Origin of the sequence: Sphingomicrobium aestuariivivum (genome assembly GCF_024721585.1) — a bacterium.
Lineage (GTDB): Bacteria > Pseudomonadota > Alphaproteobacteria > Sphingomonadales > Sphingomonadaceae > Sphingomicrobium > Sphingomicrobium aestuariivivum.
This window is the reverse complement of record NZ_CP102629.1, coordinates 1,622,501-1,644,059: the sequence shown is the minus strand read 5'-3', so window position 1 is coordinate 1,644,059 and position 21,559 is coordinate 1,622,501. Positions and strand designations below refer to the sequence as shown.

At 65.8% G+C, this 21,559-nt stretch carries 18 protein-coding genes, 1 tRNA gene and 2 rRNA genes (1 of these 21 only partly in view); 13 read left to right on the top strand and 8 right to left on the bottom strand.

The genetic code is table 11. The annotated features are described in order from the left end of the window. Positions 1-87 precede the first annotated feature (87 nt). Both katG and NUW81_RS08510 read right to left on the bottom strand, forming a co-directional pair. Positions 88-2,307 (bottom strand): catalase/peroxidase HPI, encoded by a 2,220-nt coding sequence (gene katG, locus NUW81_RS08515; RefSeq protein WP_245112383.1) that lies wholly within the window; start codon positions 2,305-2,307, stop codon positions 88-90. A 143-nt stretch (positions 2,308-2,450) separates the two neighbouring features. Beyond that, positions 2,451-2,876 carry a VOC family protein gene (locus NUW81_RS08510; RefSeq protein WP_245112380.1) on the bottom strand — a complete coding sequence of 142 codons (426 nt, stop codon included), beginning with the start codon at positions 2,874-2,876 and terminating at the stop codon, positions 2,451-2,453. A gap of 64 nt (positions 2,877-2,940) precedes the next feature. Between NUW81_RS08510 and NUW81_RS08505 the strand changes: the two genes are divergently transcribed. Next, positions 2,941-4,416 carry an SLC13 family permease gene (locus NUW81_RS08505; protein WP_245112378.1) on the top strand — a complete coding sequence of 492 codons (1,476 nt, stop codon included), beginning with the start codon at positions 2,941-2,943 and terminating at the stop codon, positions 4,414-4,416. A gap of 7 nt (positions 4,417-4,423) precedes the next feature. Here NUW81_RS08505 and hppD read toward each other — a convergent pair whose 3' ends face one another. Further along, complete coding sequence (gene hppD / locus NUW81_RS08500) at positions 4,424-5,518, bottom strand: 4-hydroxyphenylpyruvate dioxygenase (RefSeq protein ID WP_245112376.1); 1,095 nt, start codon at positions 5,516-5,518, stop codon at positions 4,424-4,426. Between the two features lie 124 nt (positions 5,519-5,642). Here hppD and NUW81_RS08495 point away from each other — a divergent pair, with 124 nt between their 5' ends. Both NUW81_RS08495 and NUW81_RS08490 read left to right on the top strand, forming a co-directional pair. Further along, a complete protein-coding gene (locus NUW81_RS08495; RefSeq protein WP_245113751.1) occupies positions 5,643-6,818 on the top strand; it encodes an acetyl-CoA C-acetyltransferase in 1,176 nt (391 codons plus the stop codon). 34 nt (positions 6,819-6,852) lie between these two features. Further along, entirely contained in the window at positions 6,853-7,704 is an 852-nt protein-coding gene (locus tag NUW81_RS08490; protein WP_245112374.1) for an aldo/keto reductase, read from the top strand. A gap of 65 nt (positions 7,705-7,769) precedes the next feature. Here the strand turns inward: NUW81_RS08490 and NUW81_RS08485 are convergent, their stop codons facing one another. After that, a complete protein-coding gene (locus NUW81_RS08485) occupies positions 7,770-8,441 on the bottom strand; it encodes an OmpW/AlkL family protein (protein WP_245112372.1) in 672 nt (223 codons plus the stop codon). 159 nt (positions 8,442-8,600) lie between these two features. Here NUW81_RS08485 and ccoN point away from each other — a divergent pair, with 159 nt between their 5' ends. The 10 genes from ccoN to NUW81_RS08435 all read left to right on the top strand — a co-directional run bounded on the left by ccoN (position 8,601) and on the right by NUW81_RS08435 (position 18,305). Then, positions 8,601-10,256 (top strand): cytochrome-c oxidase, cbb3-type subunit I, encoded by a 1,656-nt coding sequence (gene ccoN / locus NUW81_RS08480; RefSeq protein ID WP_245112370.1) that lies wholly within the window; start codon positions 8,601-8,603, stop codon positions 10,254-10,256. A gap of 10 nt (positions 10,257-10,266) precedes the next feature. Further along, entirely contained in the window at positions 10,267-11,001 is a 735-nt protein-coding gene (ccoO, locus tag NUW81_RS08475) for a cytochrome-c oxidase, cbb3-type subunit II (protein ID WP_245112368.1), read from the top strand. Beyond that, entirely contained in the window at positions 11,001-11,174 is a 174-nt protein-coding gene (locus tag NUW81_RS08470; protein ID WP_245112365.1) for a cbb3-type cytochrome oxidase subunit 3, read from the top strand. The genes ccoO and NUW81_RS08470 overlap by 1 nt, the downstream gene beginning before the upstream one ends. Further along, positions 11,167-12,132, top strand: coding sequence for a cytochrome-c oxidase, cbb3-type subunit III (gene ccoP / locus NUW81_RS08465; protein ID WP_245112360.1), 966 nt, complete (start codon positions 11,167-11,169; stop codon positions 12,130-12,132). The genes NUW81_RS08470 and ccoP overlap by 8 nt, the downstream gene beginning before the upstream one ends. Then, complete coding sequence (gene ccoG, locus NUW81_RS08460) at positions 12,113-13,600, top strand: cytochrome c oxidase accessory protein CcoG (RefSeq protein ID WP_245112358.1); 1,488 nt, start codon at positions 12,113-12,115, stop codon at positions 13,598-13,600. Before ccoP ends, ccoG begins: the two co-directional genes overlap by 20 nt. 2 nt (positions 13,601-13,602) lie before the next feature. Next, positions 13,603-14,049, top strand: coding sequence for a FixH family protein (locus NUW81_RS08455; protein ID WP_245112356.1), 447 nt, complete (start codon positions 13,603-13,605; stop codon positions 14,047-14,049). Next, positions 14,049-16,181 carry a heavy metal translocating P-type ATPase gene (locus NUW81_RS08450; RefSeq protein WP_425335868.1) on the top strand — a complete coding sequence of 711 codons (2,133 nt, stop codon included), beginning with the start codon at positions 14,049-14,051 and terminating at the stop codon, positions 16,179-16,181. The genes NUW81_RS08455 and NUW81_RS08450 overlap by 1 nt, the downstream gene beginning before the upstream one ends. Further along, entirely contained in the window at positions 16,178-16,369 is a 192-nt protein-coding gene (gene ccoS / locus NUW81_RS08445) for a cbb3-type cytochrome oxidase assembly protein CcoS (RefSeq protein WP_245112353.1), read from the top strand. The genes NUW81_RS08450 and ccoS overlap by 4 nt, the downstream gene beginning before the upstream one ends. Before the next feature lie 7 nt (positions 16,370-16,376). Then, the gene (gene hemN / locus NUW81_RS08440; RefSeq protein WP_245112352.1) at positions 16,377-17,696 is read left to right on the top strand and encodes an oxygen-independent coproporphyrinogen III oxidase; all 1,320 of its coding nucleotides are present in this window, start codon (positions 16,377-16,379) and stop codon (positions 17,694-17,696) included. A 195-nt stretch (positions 17,697-17,891) separates the two neighbouring features. Then, positions 17,892-18,305 (top strand): cyclic nucleotide-binding domain-containing protein, encoded by a 414-nt coding sequence (locus NUW81_RS08435; protein ID WP_245112351.1) that lies wholly within the window; start codon positions 17,892-17,894, stop codon positions 18,303-18,305. A gap of 21 nt (positions 18,306-18,326) precedes the next feature. On the opposite strand, the gene NUW81_RS08430 is transcribed toward NUW81_RS08435, so the two are convergent. The 4 genes from NUW81_RS08430 to NUW81_RS08415 form a co-directional block, all read right to left on the bottom strand. Then, positions 18,327-18,968 carry a YceI family protein gene (locus NUW81_RS08430; protein ID WP_245112350.1) on the bottom strand — a complete coding sequence of 214 codons (642 nt, stop codon included), beginning with the start codon at positions 18,966-18,968 and terminating at the stop codon, positions 18,327-18,329. Between the two features lie 152 nt (positions 18,969-19,120). Next, a tRNA-Met gene (locus NUW81_RS08425) sits at positions 19,121-19,197 on the bottom strand. A gap of 139 nt (positions 19,198-19,336) precedes the next feature. Continuing rightward, positions 19,337-19,451 (bottom strand): 5S ribosomal RNA (rrf, locus tag NUW81_RS08420). 102 nt (positions 19,452-19,553) lie between these two features. Further along, positions 19,554-21,559: ribosomal RNA gene (locus NUW81_RS08415) — 23S ribosomal RNA — on the bottom strand (it continues 785 nt past the right edge of the window).

The window sequence follows — 21,559 nt, the reverse complement described above, 5'->3', positions numbered from 1 at the left end:
CTGAGGCCCCGATACGATAGCGCCCCCGACCGCCGGGGTCGGGGGCGCTACCGTCTGGGTGAGCGATGCCCCGCGCGGGGCACGGCATCAGCCGTGATACTTCTTGTAGCGAAGATCGAAGCGGTCGGCGTCCATGACCTTGGTCCAGGCCGCCACGAAGTCGCGCGCGAACTTCTCTTCATTGCCGCTCTCGGCATAGACTTCGGCCACGGCGCGGAGCTGCGAATTCGACCCGAAGACGAGGTCGGTGCGGGTCGCGCGCCACTTTTCCTCGCCCGACTTGCGGCACTTGCCGACGAATTCCTCGTCGCCGCTTTCATCGACCACTTCCCAGACCGTCCCCATCTCGAGGAGGTTGACGAAATAGTCGTTCGACAGCTTGCCGGGACGGTCGGTGAGGACGCCGATCCTGCTGCCATGATCGGCATGGTTGCTGACCGCGCCGAGCGCGCGCATGCCGCCGAGAAGCGCGGTCATCTCGGGCACCGACAGGTCGAGGTTTTCTGCCCGGTCGATCAGCATGTCCTCGGTTTTCACCTGCGCCTTGGTGCGAAGATAGTTGCGGAAGCCATCGGCGAAGGGCTCCAAGGGCTCGAAGCTCTCGGCGTCGGTCTGCTCCTGGCTGGCATCGCCGCGGCCGGTGGTGACCTCGACGCTGACGTCGAAGCCGCCATCCCTGGCTGCCTTCTCGATCGCCGCGGCACCCGCAAGCACGATGGCATCGGCCATCGACAGGCTGCCGCGATGACTATCGATGGTGGCCAGCACCTTCGACAGTTCCTCGGGATCGTTGACCGCCCAGTCCTTTTGCGGCTCGAGCCGGACGCGGGCACCGTTGGCACCGCCGCGATGATCCGACTTGCGATAGGTGGAGGCCGAGGCCCAGGCCGCCTTGACGAGCTCGCTGACCGAATGGCCGGCGTCGAGAATCTTCGACTTGAAGGCCGAGACGTCGCTGTCGGACGGGGTCGAGCCGGCGGGCGTCGGGTCCTGCCAGATGAGGTCTTCATCTGGCACGTCGGGGCCGAGGTAGCGGACCTTGGGCCCCATGTCGCGGTGGGTCAGCTTGAACCAGGCGCGGGCGAAGGCATCGTCCAATGCCGCCTGGTCGTCGCGGAAGCGCTCCGAGATCTTGCGATAGTCGGGGTCGCGTTTCAGCGCCATGTCTGCCGTCGTCATCATCGTCGGCACCTTCTTCGAGGGGTCGCGCGCGTCGGGCGCCATGTCCTCGGGGTCGGGGTCGACCGGCTGCCACTGGTTGGCACCGGCGGGCGACTGGACGAGCTCATAGTCATATTTGAAGAGGAGGCGGAAATAGTCGCCGCCCCACTGCGTCGGGTTGGGCGTCCACGCCCCCTCGATGCCCGAGGTCGTGATATGGCCCTTGCCGATCTCTTCGGGGTCGGTGAGCCAGCCGAAGCCCATGCGGTGGAGATGCTCGCCCTCGGGCGCACCTGAAAAGGTGTCGATCGGCTTGGCGCCATGCGCCTTGCCGAAAGCGTGGCCGCCAGCCGTCAGCGCCACCGTCTCCTCGTCATTCATGGCCATGCGCGCAAAAGTTTCCTTCATGTCGCGCGCCATGCCTTCCCAGTCGTTGGGATTGCCACCGGGGCCCTCGGGATTGACGTAGATGAGGCCCATCTGGATCGCCGCGAGCGGGTTTTCGAGCGCCTTGCCCTCGTCGGGGATGATGCGCGTCTCGACGCCTTCATCGACCCATTTCTCTTCCGAGCCCCAATAGACCATCTCGGGTTCGAACACGTCCGCGCGCCCGCCGCCGAAGCCGAAGACGGGGCCGCCCATGCTCTCAATGGCGACATTGCCGGTGAGCACGAACAGGTCGGCCCAGCTGATCTTGTTGCCATATTTCTGCTTGATCGGCCAAAGCAGGCGGCGCGCCTTGTCGAGGTTACCATTGTCCGGCCAAGAGTTGAGCGGGGCAAAACGCTGCTGGCCCGAGGAGGCGCCGCCGCGACCGTCACCGGTGCGATAGGTGCCCGCCGCGTGCCACGCCATGCGGATGAAGAAGGGCCCGTAGTGACCGTAATCGGCCGGCCACCATTCCTGGCTGTCGGTCATCAGCGCCTTGAGGTCGTTCTTCAGGCCCTGATAGTCGAGCTCGAGAAACGCCTTCTGATAGTCGAAGTCCTCGCCCAGCGGATTGACGCTCTTGGCCCCCGTGGTGAGGATCTCGAGGTCGAGCTGGTCGGGCCACCAGTCCTTGTTCTGGCGGCCGAGGAGCGAACGCACGCCCCCATCACCATGGAAGGGGCAGCCGCCCCCCGTCGTTCCGGTCTTGGCGTCCATCGGTACTTCTCCCCTTGGCTGGTTCGACTCACTTTCCTGTCGTGCCAAAGGGTGCGCCCCCGCGAACGTTCCGTCCAATCAACAACATTGGTCACATCCATCGAAGATTTCGATGGAACATGAAGTCATTGATCGGATGAGACTTAATCGGTGGCGAAGATGCGGTCGCGGCTGGCGAAGGCCTTGAATTCGAGCGCATTGCCGGCGGGGTCGCGCACGAACATCGTGCGCTGCTCGCCCGGCTGGCCGGCAAAACGCGTGCGCGGTTCGATGATGAAGTCGGCACCGCCCGCGCGCAGGCGCGCGGCGAGCGCGTCGAAGGCGGCGAAGTCGAGCACCACGCCGAAATGGAAGACCGGCACCGCATCACCATCGACCGCATTGGTCCGCGCCAGACCCGCATGCTTCGGGTCGAGATGGGCGACGATCTGGTGGCCGAACAGGTCGAAGTCGATCCACTCACCGCTCGATCGCCCCTCTGGGCAGCCGAGAAGGCCGCCATAGAAGGTGCGCGCGGCGGCAAGGTCGTCGACGGGAAAGGCGAGATGGAAGGGCGGCATGTCGGTCATGCCTTAGCCTAACCCGCAAAGTTGCGGTTTGACAGCGGGCCTTCGCTTTCCCACCGTCGCGCCCATGACGGGGGACAGCCAGATACGGCGCGGCATCGCGCCCAGCCGTACGCAGATCATCGGCCGTTTCGGGGGGCTCGTCGCGGCGCTCCTGATCGCGCTCTTCTTCGATCCGCCGGGGCTGAGCGAGGAAGCGCGGCTGACGGCGGCAGCAGCGGTGCTGATGGGGAGCTGGTGGATGACCGAGGCGATCCCGCCCGCGGCCACCGCCTTCCTGCCGCTCATCCTCTTCCCGCTGATCGGCGCGATGGACATGAACGCCACGGCGGCGCGCTATGCGCATCCGGTCATCTACTTGTTCTTCGGCGGCTTTGTCGTGGCGCTCGCGATCGAGCGCTGCGGGCTGCACCAGCGCATCGCCTTGAAGATGGTGCGGCGGATCGGCAGTGACGGGCGCGCGCTGGTCGCGGGCTTCATGCTGGCGGCCGCGCTCCTGTCGATGTGGATTTCCAACACCTCGACCACGCTGATGCTGGTACCGATCGCTTTGTCGATCACGGTGGCGATGCGCGGCTGCCTGCCCGATCTGGACGAGGACAAGCGCGTCCAGTTCGAGACCGCGCTCCTGCTCGGTGTGGCTTATGGCGCGACCATCGGCGGGGTCGCCACGCTGGTCGGCACGCCGCCCAATGCGCTGATGGCGGGCTTCCTCGACGAGAGTTACGGGCTCGCCATTCCCTTTGCGCAGTGGATGCTCGTCGGGCTGCCGGTGACGCTCCTGCTCCTGCCGCTGGCATGGTGGGTGCTGACGCGGCTCGCCTTCCGGGTCGATTTCCGCTCGGCGTCCGAAGCCCATACCGAGATCGAGCGCCTGCATGACGATCTCGGACCGGCCGCCACGGCGGAGAAGCGGGTCGGGATGCTGTTTCTCGGGCTGGTGCTAGCCTGGGTGCTGCGCGCGCCCTTCGCCAGCCTCACCGGCATCACCGCCATCACCGACACGACCATCGCCATGACCGCGGCGCTCTTTGCCTTCCTCATCCCCGCCGGCTCGCGGCCCGGTGCGCTGATGGACTGGGAAGAAATGAAGCGCATGCCGTGGGGCGTGCTCGTGCTGTTCGGCGGCGGGCTCGCGCTGGCGGGCGCGATGACCGAGAGCGGGCTGTCGGAATGGATCGGCGGCCAGCTCGCGCCGCTGGCGGGCTGGCATATCGCGCTGCTCGTCGTGGCGGCCTGCGCGCTGGTGATCAGCCTGACCGAATTCACCTCGAACCTCGCCACCACCGCGACCTTCCTGCCGGTGATGGCGGCGATCGCGACGCAGACGGGGCATGACCCGCTGCTCCTGATCGTGCCGGTGACGCTGGCGGCGAGCTGCGCCTTCATGCTGCCGGTGGCGACCGCGCCCAATGCAATCGTCTTCTCGAGCGGAAAGGTGACGACCGCGCAGATGATCCGCGCGGGCGTCCTCCTCAACCTGTTGAGCGTGGCCGTGATCAGCGCGATCGCGCTGCTGCTCGTGCCGGTGGTGTTGGGCTAGGCCGTCTTCAGGCGTCTTCGGTCTTGAGCACACCGCGGCGGATCTGGTCGCGCTCCATGCTCTCGAACAGCGCCTTGAAGTTGCCCTCGCCAAAGCCTTCGTCACCCTTGCGCTGGATGAACTCGAAAAAGACGGGGCCGATCTTCGCCTCGGCGAAGATCTGGAGGAGGAGGCGCGGGCTGCCGCCTTCCGTCGTGCCGTCCATCAGGATGCCGCGCGCCTTCAATTCGCCGACCGGTTCGCCATGGCCTGGCAGGCGCTCGTCGAGCATCTCGTAATAGGTTTCGGGCGGGGCGGTCATGAAGGGCACGCCGAGCGCCTGCAATTTGTCCCACGCCTTGTAGAGGTCGCCGCAGATGAGCGCGATATGCTGGATGCCCTCGCCGTTGAACTGGCGCAGATATTCCTCGATCTGGCCCTTGCCGCCCTCGCCTTCCTCGTTGAGCGGGATGCGGATCTTGCCGTCGGGCGCGGTCAGCGCCTTGGAGGTGAGGCCGGTATATTCGCCCTTGATGTCGAAGTAGCGGATTTCCTGGAAGTTGAAGAGCTTCTCGTAATAGTCGGCCCAATAGGCCATGCGGCCGCCGTAGACATTGTGGGTGAGGTGGTCGATCACCTTGAAGCCGGCGCCTTCGGGCCATTTCTCAACGCCGTCGATATAGTCGAAATCGATGTCGTAGATGTCGAGGCCTTCGCCATTTTCATCGCGATAGCGGTCGACGAGATAAAGGTAGCTGCCGCCGATGCCGCGGATCGCGGGGATGGCCAGTTCCATCGGGCCGGTCTCGGTCGGCATCGGCTGGGCGCCCTGCTCCATGACATGGTCCCAGGCGGTCTCGATGTCACGCACGCGGAACGCCATGCCGCAGGCGCCGGGGCCGTGTTCGGCGGCGAAATAGGCGGCGTGGGTGTCGGGCTCGTAATTGGTGATGAGGTTGATGCCACCCTGGCGCCACAGCTGCACGTCCTTGGAGCGGTGGTTGGCGACATGGGTGAAGCCCATCGCCTCGAACACCGGCTCGAGCATGCCCTTTTCGGGCGCGGCGAATTCAACGAATTCGAAGCCGTCGAGGCCGGCGGGGTTGTCGAACAGGTCAGCCATTTTCCTTGTCCCTCTCCATGGGAATACCGTTTCGCTGGGGCGCCTAGCATAGCGGGCGCGGCATCGACAATCGCAGCGCGCTTGTCCATCAGGTGATCAACGAATGACGAGGGAGAAGGATCGAATGGCCGAGGCCTATATCGTCGCCGCACGGCGCACCGCGGGGGCCAAACGCAAGGGCGCGCTGCGCGACTGGCACCCCGCCGACCTGGGCGCGGCGATCCTCGATGCGCTGGTCGCCGACAGCGGGGTCGATCCGGCAGCGGTCGACGACGTCATCATGGGCTGCGTCAGCCAGGCGGGCGAACAGGCCTTCCATGTCGCACGCAATTGCGTGCTCGCCTCCTCGCTGCCGCAGTCGGTGCCGGCCGTGACCATCGACCGCCAGTGCGGCTCCTCGCAGCAGGCGCTGCATTTTGCCGCGCAGGCGGTGATGAGCGGGACGCAGGATATGGTCATCGCGGGCGGGGTCGAGAGCATGACGCGGGTGCCTATGGGGACCCCGATCATGGCGGTCGCGAAGGCGGGCCTTCCCGCCGACCCCTTCCCGAAGTCGATCAAGGACCGCTTCGGCGTGCCGACCTTCTCGCAGTTCATCGGCGCCCAGATGATCGCCGAGCGCTACGGCATGGGCCGCGAGGAGCTCGACGGTTTCGCGCTGGAGAGCCACCGCCGCGCCGCGGCAGCGACCGAGGCGGGGTCCTTCGCGGACGAAATCCTCGTCCTCGACGGTCTCGACAAGGAGGGCAATGCCATCCGCCACGCCCATGACGAGGGCATTCGCGCCAATGCCTCGATGAAGGGGCTGGCGGGGCTCGATCCGATCACGCCCGGCGGCGTGATCACGGCGGGAAATGCGAGCCAGATCTGCGACGGCGCCTCGGGCGTGCTGGTGGTGTCGGCGGCGGCGCTGAAGGCGCATGGCCTCACCCCGCTCGCGCGCATCGATGCGCTGGCGGTCACCGCAGGCGATCCGGTCGTCATGCTGATGGAGCCCGCGCCCGCCACGGCAAAAGTGCTGGAGCGCGCCGGGCGTGCCCACGCCGATATCGACCATTATGAGGTCAACGAGGCCTTCGCGCCGGTACCGCTGTCATGGCTGGAAGAGACGGGCGCGGACAGGAACAAGCTCAACCCGCGCGGCGGGGCGATCGCACTCGGCCACCCGCTCGGCGCTTCGGGCACCAAGCTGATGACGACGATGATCCATGCGCTTCGCCAGAACGGCCAGCGCTTCGGCCTCCAGACCATGTGCGAAGGCGGTGGCATCGCCAACGCGACCATCGTCGAGGCGCTTTAGGCAACATCACGCGCAGGCGGCGCGTTGGGGGGCCATGTTCGATCTCGACCCCTTCCGCCCCGATGCCGCCGACGTGGAAATCCCCGCTGTCGGAATCGGCACCTGGCACATGGGTGAGGACGGCTCGAAGCGCCGCGAGGAGGTCGCCGCGCTGCGCCATGCGATCGACCTCGGCTTCACCCATTTCGATACGGCCGAAATGTATGCCGATGGCGGGGCCGAGGAAGTGCTTGGCGAAGCCATCGCCGATACCGACCGCGACAAGCTCTTCCTCGTGTCCAAATTCTATCCGTGGAATGCCGATCCGGATGCAATGCTGGCAAGTTGCGCGGCCTCGCTCGACCGGCTCGGCATCGAGCAGCTCGACCTCTACCTTCTTCACTGGCCGGGTGACGTGCCGTTCGAGGAGACGCTCGAGGGCGCGCGGCGGCTGCTGGACGAGGGCAGGATCCGCGCCTTCGGGGTCAGCAATTTCGACGAGGACGCGCTCTCTGACCTCGCCGACCGCCAGCTCCTTGACATGGTCGCGGCCAACCAGGTGATGCACAACATCCCGCACCGGGCGGCGGAGGCGGGCCTGTTTCCCTTCATGGCCGAGCGCGGCATCGCCGCCATCGCCTATTCGCCGCTCGAGATCGGGCCGATGCGCGAGATGGAGGGCCTCGACGAGGTCGCCGAAGAAGCGGGCCTGACGCTCGCCCAGCTGGCGGTAGCGTGGCACCTCACGCTGGGGCTCGCCGCGCCCATCCCCAAGTCGGCGCGGCAGGAACATCTCGACCAGATCGCGGCGGCGGTCGCGGCCGCGCCGCTGTCGGCCGACCTCATGCAGGCGATCGACGCCATCGCGCCACTGCCCGATCCCGGCACCCCGCTGCCCATCCGCTGACAAGATGAAGAAGGGGCGCCGCGACCCGTCGGTCGCGACGCCCTCTCTCCGCTCCTGCTCGGGGGTCAGAAGCGGTAGCCGACGCCCGCGCTCAGCACCCACGGGTCGAGCTTGTGCTCGGTCTCGATCACCTTGGTGCCGTCGACGAACCAGCGCGCGGTGGTGCCGATGAAATATTTCTTCGCGTCCACGCTGAGCGACCAGCCGTTGGCTTCGATGGGGAAGTCCACACCCGCCTGCAGCGCGACGCCGAATTCGTCCGACAGGCTGGTCTCGGTCACACCGAGCGCGGCGGCGGCCGCGCCGGTATCGACATCGACCCACCAGAAATAGGCGGGGCCGGCGCCGACATAGGGCTTGATCCAGCCGCCATCGAGATGCGCCTTCAGCATGATGGTCGCGGGGATGAGCTTGCCGTCGGCGACGAGCTCGGCGCCCGGCAGGCCGGTGGTGCCATCGACGTCATGCTGGGTCATGCAGCAGATGGTCTCGACCGAGAAATTGTCGCTGACGAAATATTCGATAGCGAGGGTCGGGACATAATTGTCGCTGGCCTCGGTCTGGAGGGTGGCGGGCAGGCCGACGAGGTCGGTGTCGACCTCGCTGATCTCGCCATCGGGCAGCACGGCGGTCCCGAGCAGCTTGATCTGGACACGACCCTGCTCCTGCGCGGCGGCAGGCTGGGCGAGGAGCGCGGCCGCGGCAGTGGCGGTCGCGGCGAGGAATGCGGCTTTCATGCGATAATCTTCCGGCATCGCAGTGGCCGCCCGGCGCGGCCCAGGGTGATTGCGATGCGCCCCTGTCCCTCGCCGAGCGGGGCGGGCCCGTCTTTGACCGCGGTCAATTCGCCTGACGTGCAGCTGCCCTAAGGCCGACCCATTCCGGGAGGCTTTTTTATGGATACCGCTTTTCAACGCAGCTTCGCCTGGCTCTGGGCCGGCGTCCTTCTCGTCATTGCCGCGGCGGCGGCGAAGGATTCGATTTTCTCGTTCCACATGCTGCTGCTCGCCGCGGCCGCATTCATCGCCACCTTCGCGGCGGCCAACCAGCTCGGTATCCTCCAGCCGACGGCGCGCGACCTAGAGAGCCGCTACGACGACCAGATCGTCCGCTGGGGCGTGGTCGCGACAAGCTTCTGGGGCATCGCGGGGCTGCTCGCGGGCGTGTTCATCGCTGCCCAGCTCGCCTTCCCCGTGCTCAACATCGAGCCCTATCTCAACTTCGGGCGGCTGCGCCCGCTGCACACCAGCGCGGTGATCTTCGCCTTTGGCGGCAATGCGCTGCTCGCGACCAGCTTCTACGTCGTCCAGCGTACGTGCCGCGCGCGGCTGGCCTTCCCCGGCCTCGCCCGCTTCGTCTTCTGGGGCTACCAGCTGTTCATCGTGATGGCGGCGACCGGCTACCTCCTCGGCGCAACCAGCTCGAAGGAATATGCCGAGCCCGAATGGTATGTCGACCTGTGGCTGACGGTGGTCTGGGTGGCTTATGCGGTGGTCTTCGTCTGGACCATCGTGAAGCGCTCCGAGCCGCACATCTATGTCGCCAACTGGTTCTATCTCGCCTTCATCCTGACGATCGCGATGCTGCACATCGTCAACAATCTCGCGGTGCCCGTGAGCCTGCTCGGCGCCAAGAGCTATTCGGCCTTCTCGGGCGTGCAGGATGCGCTGACCCAATGGTGGTATGCGCATAATGCGGTCGGCTTCTTCCTGACCGCCGGCTTCCTCGCGATGATGTACTACTTCGTGCCCAAGCAGGCCGAGCGCCCGGTCTACAGCTACCGGCTGTCGATCGTGCACTTCTGGAGCCTGATCTTCCTCTACATCTGGGCCGGCCCGCACCATCTCCATTACACCGCGCTGCCGGACTGGGCGCAGACGCTCGGCATGGTCTTCTCGGTGATGCTGTGGATGCCCAGCTGGGGCGGCATGATCAACGGCCTGATGACCCTCAACGGGGCATGGGACAAGATCCGCACCGACCCGATCATCCGCATGATGGTCGCCGCCCTCGCCTTCTACGGCATGTCGACCTTCGAGGGCCCGATGCTGTCGATCAAGGCGGTCAACTCGCTGTCGCACTACACCGAATGGACCATCGGCCACGTCCACTCGGGCGCGCTCGGCTGGAACGGGCTGATCACCTTCGCCTGCCTCTACTATCTCGTGCCGCGCCTGTGGGGCCGGACCCGCATGTACTCGCTCCGCATGATCAACTGGCACTTCTGGCTCGCGATCCTCGGCATCGCCATCTACGCCGCCTCCATGTGGGTGGCAGGCATCACCCAGGGGCTGATGTGGCGCGAATATGGGGCCGACGGCTACCTCGTCTACGCCTTCGCCGACGTCGTTGCCGCCATGAACCCCTATTACGTCATGCGCATGGGCGGCGGGCTCATCTACTTCGCCGGCGCCGTCCTGATGACCTACAACATCTGGATGACGGTCAAGGGCCGCGTGCGCGACGAAGCGCCGATGACCGAAACCCCGCATGACGTGGCCGCCGACCGTCCGGTCGCCCCCGCCCCCGTCCCTGCCCGCCAGCGCGCCTGAGGAAAGACCCATGGGAAAAATCGTCGAACAGCATAAGAAGATCGAGAAGAACGTGACGCTTCTCGCCGCCGGCGCGCTCGTCACCGTCCTCATCGGCGGGATCGTCGAGATCGCCCCCCTCTTCTACCTCGACAGTACCATCGAGGACGTCGAGGGCATCCGCCCGCTCGCCCCGCTCGAGCTGGCGGGGCGCAACATCTACATCCGAGAGGGCTGCAATACCTGCCACAGCCAGATGATCCGTCCGTTTCGCGACGAGGTCGAGCGCTACGGCCACTACAGCCTCGCCGCCGAGAGCAAATATGACCACCCTTTCCTGTGGGGCTCCAAGCGGACGGGACCCGACCTTGCCCGCGTCGGCGGTCGCTATTCGGATGAATGGCACGTCCAGCATCTCGCCGACCCGCAGTCGGTCGTGCCGGAATCGATCATGCCGCAATATGGCTTCCTCAGGGACAAGGTGCTCGATCCCAAGTCGATCGAGGGCCATCTCGAGGCCAATGCGGCGGTCGGCGTTCCCTATGGCGAGGAACATCTCGCCAACGCCGTGGCCGACCTTCGCGCGCAGGCCACCGGTCGCGGCGATGTCGCGGGGCTGACGACACGCTACCCCGATGCCGAGGCGCGCGACTATGACCTCCAGCCGAGCGTGATCACCGAGATGGACGCGCTGGTCGCCTATCTCCAGCAGCTCGGCACCCATATCGACTTCAGCGAGGTCGAGGCGCAGGAGGTGGAGCGCTGATGTACCAGTTCCTCCGCACCTTCGCCGACAGCTGGGGGCTCCTCTTCATGACGCTCCTTTTCCTCGGCCTGATCGGCTGGGGCTGGCGTCCGGGCGGCAAGGCCGCCGCGAAACGCGCCAAGCACAGCATCTTCGACCATGACGACGAACAGGAAGGCCGCACCCATGGCTGACGAGAAAAAGCGCATCGACGAGCCGACCGGCACCGAGACCGTCGGCCACGAATGGGACGGCATCGAGGAGCTCGACACGCCGATGCCGCGCTGGTGGCTGTGGACGCTCTATGCGACCATCATCTGGGCGATCGGCTATACCGTGGTCTATCCCGCCTGGCCCGGCATCACCGGCTTCACCGAGGGCACGGCCGACTGGTCCAGCCGCGGCGAGCTGGCCGAGGAGATGGCCGCCGAGACCGCCCGCAAGGCCCCGATGACCGCCGCGCTGGCGCAGATCCCCTTGGAGCGCCTGCCCGAGGACAGCCGCCTGCTCCAGTTCGCCGTCGAGGGCGGGCGTTCGGCCTTCAAGGTCAATTGCGTCCAGTGTCACGGCTCCGGCGCGGCGGGCTCGAAGGGCTATCCCAACCTCAACGACGACGACTGGCTGTGGGGCGGCGACCTCCAGTCGATCCACGAGACGCTCGAGGTCGGCATCCGCGAACCCGGCAATGACGACACGCGCTACAGCGAGATGCCCGCCTTCGGGAAGATGGGCATCCTCGACCGCACCCAGATCGCCGATGTCGTCAGCCACGTCCGCTTCATCTCCGGCGCGGAAGGCTCGAGCGAAAGCAGCCTTCGCGGCGCCGGGCTCTACGCCGACAATTGCGCCGCCTGCCACGGTGCGACCGGCAAGGGGGATCGCTCGATGGGCGCGCCCGACCTGACCGACGCCATCTGGCTCTACGGCGGCGACCGCGCGAGCCTGACCGAAACCGTGACCAACAGCCGCTACGGCATCATGCCGAGCTGGGGCAGCCGCCTCGATCCGGTCACGGTCAAGATGCTCGCCGCTTATGTCCACTCGCTGGGCGGGGGTGAGGCCTTCGTGCCTGAAGTCTCCGATGCAGAAGTCCAATCCACCGGCAGCGATGCCCCCGACCCGGTGACGCAGAATGAACAACCAGCCGGCTAACCTCACCGACCGCGAGACCAACCGCTTCTTCGAGGCGCGCAAGAAGGTCTTCCCGCGCCGCATCGACGGGTCGTTCCGGCGGCTGAAATGGGCGATCATGATCGTCACGCTGGCGATCTACTACGTGACCCCGTGGATCCGCTGGGACCGTGGTCCCTATGCGCCCGACCAGGCGGTACTGGTCGATATCGCCAACCGGCGTTTCTACATGTTCCAGATCGAGATCTGGCCGCATGAATTCTATTATGTCGCGGGGCTCCTTATCATGGCCGCGCTGGGGCTGTTTCTCGTCACCTCGGCGGTTGGACGCGCCTGGTGCGGCTATGCCTGTCCGCAGACGGTGTGGACCGACCTCTACATGCATATCGAGCGCTTCGTCGATGGCGGGCGGCGCGAACAATATAGGCTAGATGAGGCGCCCTGGGGCCCGCGCAAGATCGCCAAGCGGCTGACCAAGTGGAGCCTGTGGCTGCTCGTCGGCGTGCTGACGGGCGGGGCCTGGGTGTTCTATTTCGCCGATGCGCCGACGCTGGCGATGCAGCTGGTCGAGGGCACGGCGCCCTACACCGCCTATTTCTCGATCTTCATCCTGACGATGACGACCTTCATCTTCGGCGGCTTCATGCGCGAACAGGTATGCATCTACATGTGCCCCTGGCCGCGCATCCAGACCGCGCTGATGGACGACAAGAGCCTGCTCGTCACGTACAAGCACTGGCGCGGCGAACCGCGTAGCCGGGGGGTCAAGCGCGCGAAGGCGGCCGCGCTCGAGGCCGACGACCCCGCCAAGCTGCTGCCGCAGGGCGATTGCATCGACTGCAAGGCCTGCATCGCGGTCTGCCCTACCGGGATCGACATTCGCGAAGGCCCGCAGATCGGCTGCATCACCTGCGCCTTGTGCATCGATGCCTGCGACGAGGTCATGCGCCGCGTCGGGCGGCCCGACAAGCTGATCGGCTACACCACCATCGAGGACGAGAAGCTGGCAACCAGCGGACAGGCACCCGAGCCGCCATTGAAGCGCCTGCTTCGCCCGCGCACCTTCCTCTATTTCGGCATCTGGGCGGCGATCGGGCTGGCCATGCTTTTCGCCGTGTCGAACCGCACCCGCATCGAGCTGGACGCAGGCCAGATCCGCAACCCGCTCAGCCTGACCCTGTCCGACGGCGACATCCGTAACGGCTATGTCGTCAAGCTGCGCAACATGCAGCAGCGTCCGCGCAGCTTCTCGGTCGGCGTGTCGGGGCTCGAGGATGTCGAACTGTGGACCGACCGCCAGATCCGCGACGAGGCGGCAACCCGCATCACCGTCGAGGTGCCGGCCGATGCGGTCCAGCGCACCACTGTCTACCTCGCCGCGCCAGGAGAAGGCCCCGCGCGGCAGGACATCCTCTTCGAGGCCACCGCGCTCGACGACGAGGGCGGCACCGCCAGCGCCGAAACCAACTTCAACCGCGAGGGACGATAGCGATGAAAACACCTTTCACCGGACGCAAGATGGCGCTGGTCCTCGTCGCCTTCTTCGGGGTCGTCATGGCCGTCAATTTCACGATGGCGCGCTTCGCGATCGGCAATTTCGGCGGCACGGTCGTCGACAACAGCTATGTCGCGGGGCAGGCCCATGACGAGTGGCGCGAGGCGCAGCAACGCCAAGACGCGCTCGGCTGGGGCGCGCAGGCGCATTGGCGCAGCGACGGCCGCGTCGAGGTGCGCATCACGGGCCCCGATGCCGACCGGCTCGAGGGCCGTGCCGAGCATCGCCTCCGCAAGAGCGAGGATGTCGCGCTGGCCTTCGTCCCTCTCGGCGACAATCTCTTCCTCAGCGAGGAAGCGGTCGGCGAGGGCCGGTGGAGCGTCCGCGTTACCGCCGACGGTCCCGCCGGCAGCGCGCGCTTCCTCCTGCCGCTGGGCGCCTGATGGACGCACCCCGGTCTTCGCCCCCCGCCGCCAGCTCGCTATGGTCGGTCGAGGGCATGCGATGCGCTGCGTGCATCGCGCGGATCGAGCGCGCGCTTCCGGCGACCGCGGGGATCGGCGCAGCGCGGGTCAACCTGTCGGCGCGGCGCGTCCGCGTCGAGCATGACGACGGGCTCGCCGAAGAGGTGATCGCCGAGGCCTTCGCAAGGGCCGGCTTCGATGCGCACCCCTATGCTGGCGAGGATGTCGAGAGCCCGCGCTCGGCCGAGACGCGCGCGCTGGTCAAGGCGCTTGCCGTCGCGGGCTTTGCGATGATGAACATCATGCTCCTCTCGGTGTCGGTCTGGGCCGGCGCCGAGGGCATCACGCGCTCGATGTTCCACTGGCTCTCGGCGCTCATCGCGGTGCCTGCGGTCGCCTATGCGGGACGCCCCTTCTTTTCTTCCGCGCTCGCCGCGCTGAAACGGGGCCGGACCAACATGGACGTGCCCATCTCGATCGGCGTTTTGCTGGCGACGGGGATGAGCCTCTACGAGACCGCCACCCACGCGCCCCATGCCTATTTCGACAGCGCGGTCATGCTGCTCTTCTTCCTCCTCGTCGGGCGCGTCCTCGACAGCATGATGCGCGCGCGAGCCGAGGGCGCGGTTGCCACGCTGATGCGCCGCCTGCCGCGCGAGGCAAGCCTCGTCGGCGAAGACGGCTTGGTCCGCGCCGTGCGGGTCGATGCACTGGCGCCCGGCGACCGCCTGCTCGTCGCCGCGGGCGAGCGCATTCCCGCCGACGGCACGCTCGAGCGCGGCCATAGCGAGGTCGACCGCTCGCTGGTGACCGGCGAGAGCCTGCCCGTCGCGGTCGACGAGGGCGCCGCGCTGCTCGCGGGCACCATCAACCTGGCCGCGCCGATCGAGATGCGGGTGACCGCGGCAGGCGACGCGACCGCCATCGCCGAGATCGCGCGCCTGATGGAACGGGCGAGCGAAAGCCGCTCGGCCTATGTCCGCATCGCCGACCGCGCCGCCCGCCTCTACACGCCGCTCGTCCACAGCCTCGCGCTCCTCGCCTTCGTCGGCTGGATGCTGGCGGGCATGGGCGCGCATGACGCGCTGCTCATCGCGGTCGCGGTGCTCATCATCACCTGCCCCTGTGCGCTCGGCCTCGCGGTCCCGGTCGCGCAGGTGGTCGCGGCGGGCGCCTTCATGCGCTCGGGCATCCTCGTGCGGGAGGGCAGCGCGTTCGAGCGGCTTGCTGGCGTCGACCATGCGCTGTTCGACAAGACCGGCACGCTGACCAGCGGAAACCTGCGCCCGCTCGCCTTGCCACTGGGGGACGAGAACCGCCGCACCCTCGCCGCGATGGTCGCCGCCAGTCGCCACCCGCTGAGCCGCGCCACCCGCTGCCTGTTGGAGAAGGTCGAACCCGCGCGTCTCGACCGGGTGGAGGAGCATGTCGGCAAGGGGGTCGAAGCGCGGATCGGCGAGCGCATCTTCCGCTTCGGACGGCCCGACTGGGTCGGGATCGGGGTCGCGGAGACCGAGACACAGGCCCTCGCGGCCTTCGGCGAGAAAGTCAGTGGATGCGCCACGCTGCTCCGCTTCGAGGACCAGCTGCGACCCGATGCGAAGACCAGCCTGGCGCAGCTGGCGGGGCTGGGCATCCGCAGCGAAATCCTGTCCGGGGACCGACCGGCTAGCGTCGCCAGCGTGGCCCATGACCTTGGCGTTCCGGGGCGCGGTGCAGTCCGCCCCGGCCAGAAAAGCGACCGCATCGCCGAATTGCGCGCCGGGGGTCATGCGGTGCTGATGGTCGGCGACGGGCTCAACGACGGCCCTGCGCTCAAGAGCGCGGACGTGTCGATCGCCCCCGCCTCGGCCAGCGACGTGGGCCAGAGCGCCGCCGACTTCCTGTTCCTTGGCGAAAGCCTCGAGGCTGTCCCCCGCGCCGTCCGCGGTGCGCGCCGAACCATGGCGGTCATCCGCCAGAATTTCGCGCTCGCCATCATCTACAACGCCTTCGCCGTCCCGCTCGCGCTGGCGGGCAAGGTCACGCCGCTCATCGCCGCCATCGCCATGTCGGGCTCGAGCCTGATCGTGGTCGCCAATTCGCTCCGGCTCGCAAGGGCGGCGCAGTGACCGCGCTCGGCTGGCTGGTCCCCATCGCGCTCCTCGCGGGGCTTGCCGGGCTCGCGGCCTTTTTCTGGACGCTGCGCTCGGGACAATATGACGATCTCGACGGCGCGGCCCACCGCATCCTCATCGATGAAGAGGAGGATGTGCCATTTGACGCGGATCAAGGCGGGGACGACATGCGCGGCGCATAGGGCGGTCATGCCCTATCACGCCGACCTCCTCGCCACCCCCGTCCCCCGCTACACCAGCTATCCGACCGCTGCCGAATTCCATGACGGCATCGGCCCCGACGACCAGGCGCGCGCGCTCGGGAGGGTGCGCGAGCACGCACCCGTGTCGCTCTACGTCCACATCCCCTTCTGCGAGAAGATCTGCTTCTACTGCGGCTGCAACACGGGGGCGGCGGGCAAGGCGGCACGACTCGAGCGCTACATGGCCGCGCTCCATGCCGAGATCGACATGGTGGCAGCAAAGCTCGAGGGTCGCGGGCGCGTCGTTCGCGTGGCGCTTGGCGGCGGCAGTCCCAACGCCCTGACGGCCGCGCAGCTCGATGCGCTCGCGGCGAGGCTCACCGATGCCTTCGGCGGCGATCATGCGAGCTGGTCGATCGAGATCGACCCGCGCTCGCTGACGCCTGATTTCGCCGAGGCAATGGCGCGGATCGGGTTCGAGCGCGCCAGCCTCGGCGTGCAGAGCTTCGATCCCGCGATCCAGGCCGCGATCGGGCGCGTCCAGCCCGAAGAGATGATCGCCGCGGCCACCATGACCCTGCGCGAGGCGGGCGTCACCAGCCTCAACTTCGACCTGATGTACGGACTGCCGGGGCAGGATGCGGCGCTGCTCGCCGACAACCTCGAGCGGGCAGTGGCGCTCTCGCCCGACCGCCTCGCCGTCTTCGGTTATGCCCATGTGCCGCATATCGTGCCGCGCCAGAAAGTGATCGACGCGCGCGCACTGCCGGGGGCGCCCGAACGCTTCGCACAGGCCGACATTGCACGAATGCAGCTCGTGGAGGCCGGCTATCGGGCGATAGGCTTCGACCATTTCGCGCGACCTCACGATCCGCTCGCGAAAGCAGCCGATCTCGGCCGCGTCCGTCGCAATTTCCAAGGCTATACCGACGATCCGTGCGAGACGCTGATCGGTCTCGGCGCAAGTTCGATCAGCCGCCTCCCCGGACTCCTCGTCCAGACCGAGAAGAATAGCGGCCGCTATGCGCTGCGCGCGTCGAACGGCCTGCTATCGGGCAATCGCGGGATCGCGCTCGAGCCGCTTGACGTCCTGCGCGGGCGCGTCATCGAGCGCTTGCTGTGCAACGGCTCGACACGGCTCGACCTCCTGCCCGATCGCGCCCGCATTGCCGAGCGGCTGCAACCGTTCCTCGAGCGCGGGCTTGCCCGCCTAGACGACGGGCGCCTCCAGATCCTCGAAGAGGGCTGGCCCTATGCGCGCGCGATGGCCGCACGGCTCGATCCGTGGCGTGAGCAGAGCCAACGGCAGTTCAGCAGTGCTGTCTGACCGCGCCCGCCTGGCGATGCCGGGGCTGCTCGCCCTTGCAATGGCGCTGTCGCCTTTCGGGATGGCGCGTTGCGAATGTCCGCACGAGGCCATGGACATGGATGATGGCGAGCGGGAACCCGGGCGACACCAGCACGGTGGACAGGCCGGCGCGTGTCACGCGGCCTGCCTTCGCGAGGAGCGGGTGAAACCCCGATGAGCACGCCGGCCGCCTGCCGCTGCTGCAAGGGCCAAACGGTGCCGCCTTGCTGCCTGCTTTCGGATGGCCTGCGGCAGGAACTGGTCGTCGCCGGGCCCGAGCGCCTCGCACCGGGCGCGATCATCTTCAATAGCGGCGACGCCAACGACCGGCTCGGGCTCATCCTGTCGGGCAAGGTCGCGCTGGTGCGCCCCGATGCCGGCACGCTGTGCGAGCTTGGCAAGGGAGACATCGTCGGCGACCTGTTCGCCTCGCGCGCCATCCTTGCCGCTCATGCCATCGGCGAGGTGCTGCTTTGCCGGCTCGATCGCAGGCAGCTGATCGGCGCGATCGACCATACGCCCGACCTGCTTCGCTTCTTTCTCGCCGGCACGCGTCGCTGGCTCGCGGCCGCGCGCCAAGCCCCATAGTCGGCCCTGACGTCGTGTGCGCTACTGGCGCTCGAAGGCGACGCTGATCTCGAGGTCGACCTCATCCGAGATGACCGGCAGCGCGAAAGCGATGCCATATTCGCTCCGCAGGATGCGGGCGCGGCCGGTGAAGCCGATCGTCTCGGCCTTGGTCATGGGGTTGGCGCCTGCGCCGGTGAATTGTGCGGCGATCGCAACGGGACGGGTCTCGCCCATCATGCTGAGTTTGCCGTGGATGGTCGCCGTCATCGGGCCGGTGCGACTGACGCTGGTCGATACGAAACGGGCATTGCCGGCGTCGGGCCCGAAGAAGTCGGGCGCGGCGCCCTCGCTCCCCGGCCGCAGCATATGGGCGCGCAGGTCCTCGCTGACCACCGCCAGGCTGTCGATCGGGATCGTGACGTCGAGCTTTGCCGACTCGATATCGTCGGGGTCGATGTCGAGCGTCCCGGTCACATCACCGAAACTTCCCCAATAGGGGTTGAAGCCGAAATGGCTGACGGACCAGCGGACCAGCGTATGGGCGGGGTCAGTGGCATAGCTGCCCGCTGTGACTGCCGCGACTTCCTCGCTGCTTGCGGGCGCGCCCGCGGGCTGGGCGTTGAGGTGCGTGCCTGCTGCGGCAAGGGCGATGGCGCCGAGCGCGAGCGTAATGGTCTTCATGGAATGTCCCCTATCGTCTGGATCCGCAGGCTGAACGCCCTGAAGGGGGGAGCGGGTTCCCTGAGCCTGTCGGCCCCGTCCTGTTGGGATTTTGGTCAATAAAAAACCCCGCCTTTTTGGGGCGGGGTGCGGGTGTGTGTTTGTGAGTGTGATGGTTGCGGGGGTAGGATTTGAACCTACGACCTTCAGGTTATGAGCCTGACGAGCTACCGGACTGCTCCACCCCGCGTCACCAGCTGAGCCGTGATGACGGCACGCTTCATGCGTGCTGGCATTGGCTCGATCTATAAACACGAAAACCGCCGCCAGGGATCCAGCAGCGGTTTTTGTAACATTGAGAATGGGTCACTTCATACGGCGATCGCAAAGCCTGGCGACGACCTACTCTTCCGCAGCTTAAGCTGAAGTACCATCGGCGCTGTCCGGTTTCACGGCCGAGTTCGGGATGGGATCGGGTGGGGCACGGACGCTATGGTCACCAAGCTATGGGATCGTCGTATGAAGTATCTAGAAATCTTGGGGCGTTATCTTGCTGAGCGATACCGCATCATGTCGAGCCAAAGGGCTGTCGATGATGGTGGGACTCTCAAGCGCGAAAAGAGTAATTAGGACCGGTTAGCTCCATGCGTTACCGCACTTCCACACCCGGCCTATCAACGTGGTGGTCTTCCACGACTCGATGATACCTTATCTCAAGGGAGGCTTCCCGCTTAGATGCTTTCAGCGGTTATCCCGTCCATACATAGCTACCCTGCTGCACCGTTGGCACGATGACAGGTCCACCAGAGGTATGTTCACCCCGGTCCTCTCGTACTAGGGGCAACTCCTTTCAAGTATCGACGCCCACGGCAGATAGGGACCAAACTGTCTCGCGACGTTCTGAACCCAGCTCACGTACCACTTTAATTGGCGAACAGCCAAACCCTTGGGACCTGCTCCAGCCCCAGGATGTGATGAGCCGACATCGAGGTGCCAAACAACCCCGTCGATATGAGCTCTTGGGGGTTATCAGCCTGTTATCCCCGGCGTACCTTTTATCCGTTGAGCGATGGCCCTTCCACGAGGGACCACCGGATCACTATGACCGACTTTCGTCTCTGCTCGACCTGTCAGTCTCGCAGTCAGGCAGGCTTATGCCATTGCACTCTTGCAGACGGTTTCCAACCGTCCTGAGCCTACCATCGCGCGCCTCCGTTACTCTTTAGGAGGCGACCGCCCCAGTCAAACTACCCGCCACAGAGGGTCCCTGAACCGGATAACGGTTCGAGGTTAGACTGTAGAAAACATCAGGGTGGTATTTCACCAATGGCTCCCTTCCGACTGGCGCCGAAAGTTCAAAGCCTCCCACCTATCCTACACAAATGTTTCCCACAGCCACTCTGAAGCTGCAGTAAAGGTGCACGGGGTCTTTCCGTCTAACCGCGGGTACTCCGCATCTTCACGGAGAATTCAATTTCGCTGAGCAGGTGTTGGAGACAGTGGGGAAGTCGTTACGCCATTCGTGCAGGTCGGAACTTACCCGACAAGGAATTTCGCTACCTTAGGACCGTTATAGTTACGGCCGCCGTTTACTTGGGCTTCAATTCGGAGCTTGCACTCCTCCTTTTAACCTTCAAGCACCGGGCAGGCGTCAGACCCTATACGTCGTCTTGAAGCCGACTTAGCAGAGCCCTGTGTTTTTGATAAACAGTCGCTACCCCCTGGCCTGTGCCCCCCGCTAAAAGTTGCCTTCTAACGGGGCCTCCTTCTTCCGAAGGTACGGAGGCAATTTGCCGAGTTCCTTCAACACCCTTCTCTCAAGCGCCTTGGTATACTCTACCTGCCCACCTGTGTCGGTTTCGGGTACGGTCTATAATGGAGAGGCTATTTCCCGGCACAACTTGGCAGCCCGACCAATCCGATAAGGTCGAACTACATCCGCCATGCGTCACACATCTCCAGGTACAGGAATATTAACCTGTTTCCCATCGACTACCCCCTTCGGGCTCGTCTTAGGGGCCGACTCACCCTGCGCGGATTAGCCTTGCGCAGGAACCCTTGGGCTTTCGGCGAGAGGGCATCTCACCCTCTTTATCGCTACTCATGTCAGCATTCGCACTTCTGATATCTCCACCGTCGGTTACCCTTCGGCTTCACAGACTTACAGAACGCTCCGCTACCGCTCGTGATAAATCACGAACCCTAAGCTTCGGTGCATCACTTTAGCCCCGATACATCTTCGCCGCAGGAACCCTTATTTAGACCAGTGAGCTGTTACGCTTTCTTTAAAGGATGGCTGCTTCTAAGCCAACCTCCTGGTTGTTTTGGGATTCCCACATGCTTTCCCACTTAGTGATGACTTGGGGACCTTAGCTGTAGGTTAGGGCTGTTTCCCTTTTGACGACGGACCTTAGCACCCGCCGTCTGTCTCCCGGATAAGTCTCGTTGGTATTCGGAGTTTGGTTAGGTTTGGTACCGCTCGCGCAGCCCTAGCCCATCCAGTGCTCTACCCCCAACGGCATACATCCGAGGCACTACCTCAATAGTTTTCGCGGAGAACCAGCTATTTCCCGGCTTGATTGGCCTTTCACCCCTAGACACAGCTCATCCGA